General features: G+C 39.7%; 11 protein-coding genes. All 11 read left to right on the top strand.

What is annotated here, in order from left to right:
- Positions 1–65: 65 nt before the first annotated feature.
- The 11 genes from EO117_RS03830 to EO117_RS03780 all read left to right on the top strand — a co-directional run bounded on the left by EO117_RS03830 (position 66) and on the right by EO117_RS03780 (position 12,404).
- Complete coding sequence (locus EO117_RS03830) at positions 66–1,613, top strand: DEAD/DEAH box helicase (RefSeq protein ID WP_126939187.1); 1,548 nt, start codon at positions 66–68, stop codon at positions 1,611–1,613.
- A 134-nt stretch (positions 1,614–1,747) separates the two neighbouring features.
- A complete protein-coding gene (locus EO117_RS03825; RefSeq protein ID WP_126939186.1) occupies positions 1,748–2,167 on the top strand; it encodes a Fur family transcriptional regulator in 420 nt (139 codons plus the stop codon).
- Positions 2,168–2,306: 139 nt separating this feature from the next.
- On the top strand, positions 2,307–3,152 hold the full coding sequence (locus EO117_RS03820; protein ID WP_126939185.1) for a deoxyribonuclease IV: 846 nt from the start codon (positions 2,307–2,309) through the stop codon (positions 3,150–3,152).
- A gap of 2 nt (positions 3,153–3,154) precedes the next feature.
- Complete coding sequence (locus tag EO117_RS03815) at positions 3,155–4,513, top strand: exonuclease SbcCD subunit D (protein ID WP_126939184.1); 1,359 nt, start codon at positions 3,155–3,157, stop codon at positions 4,511–4,513.
- A complete protein-coding gene (locus EO117_RS03810) occupies positions 4,510–7,674 on the top strand; it encodes an AAA family ATPase (RefSeq protein WP_126939183.1) in 3,165 nt (1,054 codons plus the stop codon). The genes EO117_RS03815 and EO117_RS03810 overlap by 4 nt, the downstream gene beginning before the upstream one ends.
- A 63-nt stretch (positions 7,675–7,737) precedes the next feature.
- Complete coding sequence (locus EO117_RS03805) at positions 7,738–8,112, top strand: VOC family protein (protein WP_126939182.1); 375 nt, start codon at positions 7,738–7,740, stop codon at positions 8,110–8,112.
- 1 nt (position 8,113) lies between these two features.
- The gene (locus tag EO117_RS03800; protein WP_126939181.1) at positions 8,114–8,815 is read left to right on the top strand and encodes a ThiF family adenylyltransferase; all 702 of its coding nucleotides are present in this window, start codon (positions 8,114–8,116) and stop codon (positions 8,813–8,815) included.
- Complete coding sequence (locus EO117_RS03795; protein WP_126939180.1) at positions 8,815–9,246, top strand: peptidylprolyl isomerase; 432 nt, start codon at positions 8,815–8,817, stop codon at positions 9,244–9,246. The genes EO117_RS03800 and EO117_RS03795 overlap by 1 nt, the downstream gene beginning before the upstream one ends.
- Complete coding sequence (locus EO117_RS03790) at positions 9,246–9,890, top strand: hypothetical protein (protein ID WP_126939179.1); 645 nt, start codon at positions 9,246–9,248, stop codon at positions 9,888–9,890. Before EO117_RS03795 ends, EO117_RS03790 begins: the two co-directional genes overlap by 1 nt.
- A 3-nt stretch (positions 9,891–9,893) precedes the next feature.
- Complete coding sequence (speE, locus tag EO117_RS03785; RefSeq protein WP_126939178.1) at positions 9,894–10,742, top strand: polyamine aminopropyltransferase; 849 nt, start codon at positions 9,894–9,896, stop codon at positions 10,740–10,742.
- Between the two features lie 336 nt (positions 10,743–11,078).
- Positions 11,079–12,404, top strand: a complete 1,326-nt coding sequence (locus EO117_RS03780; protein ID WP_126939177.1) for an FAD-containing oxidoreductase — start codon at positions 11,079–11,081, stop codon at positions 12,402–12,404.
- Positions 12,405–12,694 lie beyond the last annotated feature (290 nt).

Raw genomic sequence — 12,694 nt, 5'->3', positions numbered from 1 at the left:
TTTGTGTTATAATGTACTAATTCGCATGATACATAACAAGATTTTAAAGGAGGACCCTTTTATATATGCAAATTAAATTTGAAGATTTACACATTAGCGAACCCATTTTACGAGCTTTAAATGACATGGGATTTGAAGAACCAACACCGATTCAACGTGAAGCTATTCCAGTGGCGAAGTCTGGTCAAGATATGATTGGTCAAGCCCAAACTGGTACAGGTAAAACGGCGGCCTTCGGTATCCCCGCGTTAGAGCAAGTGGATCCAACTATCCAAGATCCACAAGTATTGATTCTTTCACCTACTCGTGAGTTAGCGATCCAAGTGGCAGAAGAGTTAAATAAAATGGCGCAACATACAAATATTCAAGCTTTGCCAATCTATGGTGGACAAGATATTGGACGTCAATTCCGTATGTTGAAAAAACATCCACAAGTGATTGTAGCAACACCTGGGCGTTTGATGGACCACATGGAACGAAAATCTATTTCTTTTGACCATGTAAAAGTGGTCATTTTGGATGAAGCAGATGAAATGTTAAACATGGGCTTTGTGGATGATATTAACAAAATTTTGACAGCTGTACCAGAAGAGCGTCAAACATTATTGTTCTCTGCTACTATGCCAAAAGCCATCCAAGAATTGGCAGAAACATACTTAACAGATCCAACATTAATCCGTATGAAACCGACACAAGTGACAATGGATTTAATCGAGCAATATTACATTGAAGTACAAGATCGCCAAAAGTTTGATGTATTGTGTCGTTTATTAGATATTCAGGCTCCTGAATTGGCCATTGTGTTCGGCCGTACTAAACGCCGTGTAGACGAAGTGACAGAAGCGTTGAAAAAACGTGGCTACATGGCAGAAGGCATTCATGGTGATTTGTCTCAACAAAAACGCGACTCTGTGATTCGTCAATTCCGTGAAGGCACTATTGACATTCTAGTGGCTACAGATGTAGCGGCGCGTGGTTTGGATATCAGCGGCGTTACGCACGTATATAACTATGACTTGCCACAAGATCCTGAAAGCTATGTACATCGTGTCGGTCGTACCGGTCGCGCAGGTAAAGCAGGCGTAGCAATGACATTTGTTATCCCTCGTGAAATTGAGCATTTACATGCCATTGAACGTTTGACAAAACGCAAGATTGCTCGTCGTAAAGCTCCATCCTTAGGAGAAGTACTAGAAGGACAACAAAAAATTGCAGTAGAGAAATTGATTGCTTTAGCAGATAATCGTGAAGAATTAGCAAGCTACCGTTCTAGTGCAGAAGAGTTGTTGAATGATATCGATTCCGTTACTTTGTTGGCTGCTGCTTTAAAATTGTTGACAAAAGAGCCGGATACAACTCCTGTTAGCATTACAGAAGAAGCACCACTCCGCGTACGTCGACGCCGTGACAGTGGACGTCGTGATGGCCGTCGTCGTGATGATCGTCGTAGAGATGGTCGCCGTCGCGATGACCATCGTGATGGAGATAGAAGACGTTCTAGTCGGGATCGTAATCAACGTTCCAATAGTGGAGAACGCCGTTCACGTGATGGACAAAGACAACAAAAACCAAAACATCAAGGTAGCGGTTTCAAACCATATTTTAAAGATTAATAGTTGTCATTTGACAATATAGAATATTAATTAATTCTTATTATTGTTTATAATGAGAATTTCTGATATACTGTAGTTAGAGTTATAGTGTTTTAATCTCACAGTTAAGCTTCCAAGTGGAAAGGATGTGCTTTATGGATATTGCACAAAAATTGCGAGAAGAAGGTTATAAAGTGACGCCACAACGTATTGCTATTTATAATGTTCTTTATGCAGAAAACAACCATCCCACTGCGGAAATGATCTACCAAAGTTTGCGGGAAGACCATCCAAGTATGAGCTTGGCGACTGTATATAAAACGATGGAGATTTTTGAACGCATTGGTATAGTTCGTGTCTTGGACTTGGGTGATGATTGTAGTCGATATGATTGGGATACGAGAAATCATCCGCATGTACGCTGTACTATGTGTAATCGCATTAACGATTTGCATGATGTACAAGTGAAATGTCTAAGAGAAGAAGTGGCGCGCCACAGTGAATACGAGATTACAGGACTTCATGTGTCTTTTGAAGGCATTTGTCCGGAATGTTTGCGTAAAAGCTCACATTAATTAGTAATGGGAAAGAAATAGGGGATAATTGCTTATATAAACAATTGTCCCCTATTTTCTATATAACTGTATATGTCATAGAAGGTTACATGATATACTTACAAGTAAGAAAATGAATCAGTAAGAGAAGGAGTTATACATGAGTCAATTAACAATCGGATGTCACTTATCCATTAGCAAAGGATATTTACATATGGGAAAAGAGGCGCTGTCTATTGGTGCCAATACATTTCAATACTTTACGAGAAATCCACGAGGTGGTAAGGCACGTGCCTTTGATGAAGCAGATATGAAAGCCTTAGATGCATTCCTGAAAGAACATCAATTTGGTAAATTATTAGGACATGCACCATACACGTTAAATGCTTGTGCTGCGGATCCAGGACTTCGTGAATTTGCGAAAAACTCCATGCGTGAAGATTTGGAGCGATTGGAATATTTACCAGGACATTTATATAACTTTCACCCTGGTAGCCATGTGAAACAAGGTGTTGACCAAGGGATTGAATATATTATAGATATGTTGAATGAAGTTATCTTTCCAGGGATGAAGACGACAGTACTATTAGAGGCCATGGCAGGAAAAGGGACAGAAGTGGGACGCACTTTTGAGGAATTAGCTCGTATTATTGATGGTGTGAAGTATAAAGAGTATATTGGTGTCTGTGTAGATACATGTCATATCCACGAAGGTGGTTACGACATCATTGAAAATTTAGATGGCGTGTTAGATGAGTTCGACCGTTTTATTGGCTTAGATAGAATCCATGCCGTGCATTTGAATGATTCTAAAAATCCGAGAGGAGCCCATAAAGATCGACATGAAAAAATCGGGGAAGGACATATTGGCATTGAGGCTATTGCTAATTTCATCACCCATCCCAAATTACGTCATTTACCATTCTATCTAGAAACGCCGAATGAGCTAGATGGATATGCAAAAGAAATTGCTATCTTACGGGAGATTTACGCAAACGAGGTGTAAGTATGCGCATACTACATACAGCAGACTGGCATTTAGGGCGACTATTTTACAATGAACATTTAACCACAGACCAAGCCCATGTGTTGGAACATCAATTCTTTCCTATGCTGAAAGATGAACACATTGATCTAGTGGTTCTCAGTGGGGACGTCTTTGATCGCTCAGTGCCACCTATTGAGGCCATTGAGTTATGGGATTCTGTTTTGAATCGATTAGCATTTACCGAAACAACTCCAATGGTGGCTATTTCGGGGAATCACGATAGCGGACCTCGTCTAGCGATGGGACGCAGTGCGTGGGAAACTCACGGTATCCATTTATTAGGACATGCCCACCAAGGGATGAAACCTATAACATTTCAAGATACTCACGGTCAACTTGATATATGGGCATTACCCTATGGAGAAGTACGAGACATGCAGACTGAGCTGAATCAATTAGGCATTGTTGGTGGAAACGTAGAGCCTGGAATAAATGTCCTATCTAGTAAGCCTACCAAGAAACGTCGAGTCAAATGTGAATCAGCAGATTTATTTGCTTCTTTAAGTAATGAAGATATTACGAATCTAGATAATTCTTCTTATAAAGATAATGGTGATATGTCTGGTATCGACACTGTGAACAATGATATAAGTATTGATACAAACAAATATAATTGGACTATTGCTGATGCCTATGAACGTTGGTCAGACTACGCAATGCGTCGTTCTAAAGGTCACCGTACTTTGTGTATGGCTCATGCTTTTGTGGCAGGCGGTGCTGAAAGTGAGTCGGAACGTCCTCTCTTGGTAGGTGGCTCAGGGCAAGTGCCGACCACTGTGTTTAAGGACTTTTATTATACGGCATTAGGACATTTACATAAACCACAACGAATTGGGGCGGACCATATTCGCTACAGTGGTTCCTTATTGACGTACTCCTTTGATGAGGTGGGGTATAGTAAAAGTTTCACTATCGTTGATATGGATGGCAAAGGGGCTACAACCATCAGCGAGATTCCTATCGTAGGGCGCCGTCAATTTGTGAGTTTGACAGGATATTTTGATGATTTACTAGCTGATGAAAGTCTCCATACACAGCATCATAATGATTACGTGGAAATACGATTGTTAGATACGGCACCGGTGGTGGATGGCATGCGCCGTTTGCGAAAAGTATTTCCGTACTGTATGCGTCTAGAATTAGTAGGTCGCATGGAAGTGGTACGAGATACCACGGGGGCTAAACGATTCAAGGAATTAAATGAACGAGACTTGTTTGCCCAATTTGCCAAGGAAGCTCGGAATGAAGAACTTTCACAGGAAGAATTAAAGTATATGGAAGGTTTGTGGCATCGTGTATTAAGGGAGGAAGAAATATGAGGCCCTTACGATTAGAAATGACTGCCTTTGGTCCGTATCCAAAGGAAGTGATCCTTGATTTTGCAGTGCTAGCCAATCAGTCCATGTTTTTAATTACCGGCCCCACAGGAGCTGGGAAGACGAGCATTTTAGATGCCATTGTATATGCCCTATATGGTCAAACCAGTGGTGGTCTTCGTGATGGATCAGATATGCGCAGTGATTATGCAGATGCCACAACACCTACATCAGTAGTGTTTGAGTTTCAGGTAGGGGACCATCAGTATCGGATGGAACGAATGCCAAAACAAGAATTGCAAAAAAAGCGTGGTACTGGTACAAGAACGGTATTGGCTACCGCTGCCATCAGTGAATGGATTGATGATGAATGGAAATTACTCACTACGAAAGCCCAGGAAATCCGCGATTATGTGCAACAGATAATCGGATTTCGAGTGGATCAATTTTTACAAGTTGTCTTATTACCACAAGGTGATTTTAGAAAATTATTAGTGGCACCTACATCAGAACGGGAAGTACTATTGCATACGATTTTTAAAACCTCTGTGTATAAACGCATGCAAGACCTACTGAAAGAGGAATTGGCCAAGTCTACCGTAGGGATTCAAGATACGTTGAAAAAGGTTGAATTTTTGCTGAGTACCTATACAGTAGATACGTTACAAGACTTAGTATCGTTGGTGGAAGAAGAGCGTAAGTGCTTAATTGAGCGTGAAGGGGAGCGCAAGGAGAAACAAGAACAATATGAATCATTGCAAGCAACCTATGTAAAGCATGAAAATTACGTCAATTTATTAGCTCGAAAGGAGCAGTATAGTAAAGCTTTATCTAGCCACAAAGAATGGGAAAAGGAACATATTGCATTAGGGGAAATGATTGACCGTTGGGAACGATTGGAAAAAATTTGCATTCCTCTGAATCAATATGAGAAGTTACAAGGTGCTTTCAATACAAATAAAGAAAAGCTGGACATATTAGAAACATCTTTGCAATCTGTAGCTGTATTATTACAAAGTTTGGATTGCAAGCATGACCAGTTAGAAATGCAAGCGGATACGTATGCAAAGCAACAAGAGCAATATCACCAATTACAAGCATTGCAACAAGAAGTGGAACGGTATGGTGAACTCTTGGAGAAACGGGCTGCATTAGAGGTGGACCAATCGCAAAAGGTACAGCAACAAGGTGAAGTACAGGAGACATTGGCAACAAGTCAAACTAATATAGAAAGGCAGCGCCAGTGCTTAGGAGAAATGAATCTTAAGTTACAAAGTTATACTTCTTTAGGTGAGGAAAAATTATGTACTAGTGAATTGCGGAGTTGGTGGGATTCCTTAAAGGGAGTAGTAGATAAATTTCGTAGTGCTTGGGAGACTCAAACTGTGTATAGTAAGCAGTTGGAGGAAGAACGACAAGTCTGTAAGACTCGTGAAGGACTATATCATTATAATGAGCAATTATTACGGCAACACCAAGCCTATGAAGTGAGTTTGCAAGTAGAAGATGATGCACCGTGTCCTGTTTGTGGTTCCTTAGAACATCCACAGTTGGCACAAGCTCCATCGGAAGAGATCGTTCGCGAAACGGTAGAGCGACTTCGTGAGGAGTTCCAAGCTAGTCAAACACAGGTGGCAACGATAGAAACTAAGCTAGCTCACAGTGATGAAGAAGTAGAACGGTATGATAAGGAATGGAATCGTCTGTGTGAGATGTATCCAAAGGTAACAGAAGAGATCCAAAGAATATCCTTAATAAATCTTGGGAAGATGTTACAAAAGGGTTCAGACACGGTAAGCATTAAACCAGTGTTAGATCGTATCCATAGTTGGCAGGACATGGTCGATGAAACAGAAATAGACCGTGCATTTAAAGAGATACAAAAAGAGTTAGTTCATGCAGAAAAGGATAAAATAGAGTTAGAAACAAAAAATAGTACATTACAAACAGCATTGCAAGCAGAAGAATCTGACTTTCATGCCAAACAACTGGAACTGATAACCTTAGCAGGTCAAATAGAGACTATGAATCAAGATGTTCAGTATTTAACATCAGAAATACATCGTATTGAAAAGAGTATAGCTCCTTTTACGGTGGATACGTACCTGATGGAGATGATAGAGTTAGCAGATTCATTGAAACAGTATGAAGCGGACCGTAAAGCGGTAGAAGAAGAGCGACAAATGAGTCAAGCAAAACAGGCTGAATTCACCGCAGAAATAGGCGCTCTAAAAGAACAACAAGTACGCATATCACAGGATATAGAAAGCTTGAGTAAGGATATTCAACAAGTGTTAGCGGCAGAATCTCTTACCATAGATACATTTAAACAGGAATCTCATGCATTTGATACATTGCCAGCATGGAAAGATGCGTTTAGTGCGTATAACAATGAAACATTACGGTTAAACTCCCTGTTAGAAGAAGTGAAAAATGATTTAGCTAGTTATGCCACAGTACCAAAGGAAATAAATAAAGAATTGGTTGACGGTTTACAACAAGAATTGAAAAATCTAGGGGAAGTTATTGGTACCTTGAAATCACAAGTGACTGCCAAGGAAAAAACTATCCAAGAGATTTCCAAGTTAGAAGCGGACACTAAAGAGTTGTCGGACCGTCGGGCATTTATCTTCGGCTTAGCCGATTTAGCCAATGGCGGTGATTCGGGCATGAAGGGTATTAGCTTTGAACGGTATGTGCTGGGCGCTATCCTAGAAGAAGTGTTAAGTGCGGCGAATTTGCGACTTCATGATATGAGCCGTGGTCGCTATCGATTGGAACGGTCCTTAGAAGAAGGTGGCCGTGGTGCACGAGGCCTAGATATTGCTGTTTTTGATGCCTATACGGGAGCGAGTCGCCCTGCCAATACGTTGTCTGGAGGAGAAACTTTCTTGGCATCCTTAGGACTTGCCATGGGCTTGGCAGATGTCATCCAATCTTATGCAGGGGGTATTCATCTAGATACTATGTTTATTGATGAAGGTTTTGGTACTTTGGATCCAGATACATTGGATGTGGCAATGGAAACGCTAGTGGCATTACAATCTGAAGGAAGGTTGGTAGGAATTATATCTCATGTACCGGAACTACAACAACAAATTGGTGCACACTTGGTGGTGACAAAAACTGATGAGGGGAGCAGGGCTTACTTTCAAGTACAGTGATTGTATTCCCGTAGTACCTATGTTAGAATAGTACTGTTATTCAATAGGAATTAAGGAGGAAGTATGAAATTTAGCTTTGCTCATAATAATATTAATGTGAAAGATTTGGATAAAAGTTTATTCTTTTACAAAGAGGCATTAGGGTTAGAAGAAGTCGGTCATATCGATGGAGAAGATGGAACTTTTAAAATCGTCTATTTAGGGGATGGTACCAATCCGCATCGTTTAGAGTTAACGTGGTTACGAGATTGGGATAAACCATACAATTTAGGGGACAATGAATTTCATGTGGCATTTTATGTAGATGATTATGCAGGCGCGTTAGCAAAACATAAGGCCATGAACTGCGTTGTCTATGAGAATGAAGCAATGGGCATTTATTTCATTGCTGATCCAGATGGATATTGGACTGAAATTATCCCAGCAGGAGCCTATTAGTATGGAGCATATGTTAACTCGCCTACAATGGTTAGTAGGGGAAGAAAAAATTAAAATGTTGCAAGGTAAGAAGGTCTTACTATTTGGATGCGGTGGTGTTGGCTCTTTTGCCTTAGAAGCGTTAGTACGTTCAGGTGTTGGTCATATTGTTATTGTCGATGGTGACCAAGTGACAGTGAGCAATATCAATCGTCAACTCATCGCCTTGCCTAGCACCGTAGGTCAGCGTAAGGTAGAGATGGCAAAAGAGAGAGCATTGGCAATTAACCCTAACTTGCATATTGAGGCCTATGATATGGTGTATACCGGTGAAAGTCATCCTACTTTCATTACGGATATTGCGCCAGATTTTGTGATTGATGCCATCGATATGGTAAGTGCTAAACTATCGATCATCGAAACGTGTTATAATAGTCATATACCATGTATATCTTCTATGGGCACAGGCAACAAAATGTGGCCAGACCAATTGAAGATTACAGATATTAATAAGACCCATACATGTCCATTGGCGAAGGTGATGCGTAAAGAATTGCGTCGTCGTGGTATTAAAAAGCAAACTGTATTATTTTCTACAGAGCAACCGATGACACCGAACCGAGATGACGATTCTAGAAGTCCAGGTTCCTGCGGCTTTGTTCCGTCTGTAGCAGGATTGCATTTGGCGGGTCACGTGATTAGAACTTTTTTGGAGGTACAATAATGAAAAAAGCAATTATTCATATGGAATACGGTGACATTGTTATCGAATTATTTGAAAATGAAGCTCCTGGCACAGTAGCTAACTTTGTCAAATTGATTAAAGAAGGTTTCTATGATACTTTGAAATTCCATCGTGTCATCCCTGGTTTCGTAGCACAAGGTGGTTGCCCGATGGGTACTGGTGTTGGTGGCCCTGGCTATACAATCCCTTGCGAAACTAAAGGCAATCCACATAAACATGTCCGTGGGGCTTTATCTATGGCACATCGTGGTCCTAATACAGGTGGTAGCCAATTCTTTATCGTGTATGAACCACAACCTCATTTAGATGGTGTTCATACTGTATTCGGCCAAGTTATCGAAGGTATGGATGTAGTAGATAAAATCCAACAAGGTGACCGCATGCAAACTGTTGAGGTAGTAGAAGAGTAATGGCAGGTATTAAGCGCTATCGGGTGGAACATCCTGAATGGTTGCAAGTGAAAAAGGATGGGAATTTTTCCTATGGGTATGACCAAGAATGGTATGAAGATGCGTGGAAACGTTTAGCAGGCTGTGGTCCAACCACAGCGGCGCAGGTCATTTCCTATGTCCTTTTCCGAGATGGACATTTACCTGTTGAGACTACTGTAGATGGAGACCAAGCTTTAGATCGTATGAACCAAGTATGGGAATACGTGCGCCCTCGCTATGGAGGGGGACTTTATAAAAGTACTTGGTGGGAACAAGGGGTCAACCAATATATGGATGATAATAACCTGTCCTATAGGGTAAAACGACTGCCGATTTTTCCTTTGAAAGGAAGCCCTTATACGGTGGAAGAAGTAACAGCCTTTATTCAACGTGGATTGGAACAAAATTGTCCTGTCGCATTTTTGAATCGCCATCGTGGGAAAGAGGAAGGGTTGTCCACCTGGCATTGGGTTCCTATCGTATCCATGCAAGTTAATCATGATGATACGCGATGTGTTGTCTATGATGAAGGTATGGAACGAACTTTTTCGTTACGCCGTTGGTTACGAGATAATTTACTGGGTGGAGCTTTTTTATACATCCAGTCACAATGTGAGGAGTAAGAAATGACACAATGGATTAAAGAATTACAGTCCCCTCATCTTGCATTATGCGCAGAAGTGGATGAAATTTTATATTCTGGAAAATCCGACTTTCAAACCATAGAAGTCGCTCATAGTTTAGAATACGGTAATATGCTTGTGTTGGATGGTGTGTTTCAAACATCAGAACGAGAAGAATTTGTGTATCATGAAATGATGAGTCATATTCCGTTGTTCCTGCATCCAAATCCTAAGCATGTATTGATTATCGGTGGTGGTGATGGTGGCGTGGCTAGAGAATGTGTACGCCATAGCTGTGTAGAAACAGTGACAATGGTAGAAATCGATGGTAAAGTGGTGGAGTTGGCAAAACAATATTTGCCATCAATTGCTGACGCTATGGTTCGTCAAGATCCAAAATTGACGGTAACCATTGGTGACGGTATTGGACATGTAGCGGAAAAAGAAAATTTCTATGATGTGATTATCGTAGACTGCTCTGATCCAATCGGGCCTGGTGAAGGGTTATTTACGGAAGAATTTTATAAAAATACATATCGGGCTTTGAAGGAAGATGGTTTATTTGTACAACAAACAGAATCCCCTGTGATGCATCAACAATTAGTATCGGATGTATTTTACTACGTGAATAAACATTTCCCTGTGACTCGCCTCTATACAGCATTCATTCCGTTATATCCAACAGGTATGCATTGCTTTACTATGGGATCTAAGAAATACGACCCATTAGAATGGGATCCAAATCGTGCCCAAGATTTTACAACTAAATACTATAACTATGGCATTCAAAAATCTGCATTCGTATTGCCAACATTTGTAAAACAATATTTACAAGCGAAAATTGTAGAATAGGCCTTATACCTGGGAGTGCTATAGATTTGGAACAATGGACTAGCACTTTTCTTGTGAAAGTGCTAGTTTTGCGTAAGGAGTATACAATCGAACAGGGCTAGTATTCATAAATAATAGGCAAATTTATGATATTTTTTGTGAATGTAGATATATTAAAATGTAGTACTTAAGTGCTGTTGGTTAAAAAAATTTTGAAAATATAGAGTTTGAAAAAATATTTGTGATATATAGTATTGAAAATCCTAGTAAATGGGTATACAATAAGAACAATGTTGTATTAACACTGAAATATATAATATACTTTTATTCATGTAAATTAACAAAAGGGAGACTATAATGAAACAATATGATTTACTAGTTATCGGCTTTGGTAAAGCTGGTAAAACATTAGCTGCCACATTTGGCAAAGAAGGAAAACAAGTAGCTTTAATTGAACAAGATCCAGCTATGTATGGTGGTACATGTATCAATATCGGGTGTATCCCTACAAAAACGATGATCGTAGGTGCTGATAAAGGTAAAAGCTACGAAGCGGCTAAAGCGACTCGTGATACAGTAGTAGGGAAGCTAAATGCAAAAAACTTAAATATGTTAACATCTAATCCAAATGTAACAGTTTACACTGGTCATGGTAAATTTACTTCCAATAAAGAAGTAGAAGTAACTACAGCAGACGGTGTGGAAACATTGACGGCTGAGATTATCATCATTAATACAGGGGCTACCAATGTAGTACTTCCAATCCCAGGGCTATCTACGTCTAAATTTGTATATAACAGTACTGAATTACAAGCGTTGCCTACATTACCAAAACGTTTAGGTATCATCGGTTGCGGTAATATTGGTATTGAGTTTGCTAACCTATATGCACGGTTAGGTGCTGAAGTAACTGCCTTTGAAAGCGGCGACAGAATATTAAAACGCGAAGATGCAGATGTAGCTGCATTAGCGCAACAATATTTAGAAGAAGATGGTGTACATTTCCATTTCAATGCTGTCACAAAAGAAATTAAAAACGTAGGTGATACTGTGGTAGTAGTGACTGAAAGTGGAGAAGAGTTTGCTTTCGATGCGTTGTTACATGCTACAGGTCGCAAAGCAAATACAGAAGGACTTGGTTTAGAAAATACAGATATTCAAGTACGTCCTAATGGTTCCATCGTAACAAATGAAACATTGATGACGGCTGTTCCTAACGTGTTCGCTGTTGGAGATGTAAACGGAGGGCAACAATTTACGTATGTATCTCTAGATGATTTCCGTATTGTAAATCGCGTATTACATGGTGATGAAAGCTATACATTAGGCAACCGCGCGCACGTGCCATATTCTACTTTCATTACACCTGCTTTATCCCATGTAGGTTTACATGAAGAAGAAGCGAAAGCTCAATATCTAAATGCAGTGACAGCGACATTACCAGTTAACAATATGCCACGTCATGCAGTAAACCAAGATCCACGTGGTGTATTTAAATTAACCGTCAACAAAGATACTGGTCTAATCCTAGGAGCTACTTTATTTGGTAAAAACTCTGAAGAGTTAATTAATATCATTAAAATGGCGATGGATAACGATATTAAGTATACGTATTTACGTGACCAAATCTTTACACATCCTACAATGGCTGAAAACCTAAATGATGTAGCTAAATTGATTTAGTAGAATAAATAAACATATACTATAAATAACGTGTAGTTACATCGAAACAATATACTTGGGACTACATTACATAGATTAGCTGGAAAGAGAAAGTTATTGTAAATCATTAACTTTCTCTTTTTGATAAATAATACAAATCTATAAAAGGAAATGTAAACAATAGATATAAAATGTGTGATGTAGTATAAGCTTAAATATACAAAAAAATAGGGGTGTCAAACACAAATTAATTTGTCATAAAAAATAGCTAAACATAAGCGTAATTAAAAATCAAGATAAATCTACACCAT

Origin of the sequence: Veillonella sp. VA142 (assembly GCF_003992135.1) — a bacterium.
GTDB lineage: Bacteria > Bacillota > Negativicutes > Veillonellales > Veillonellaceae > F0422.
This window is presented reverse-complemented; position numbering and strand designations above follow the sequence as displayed.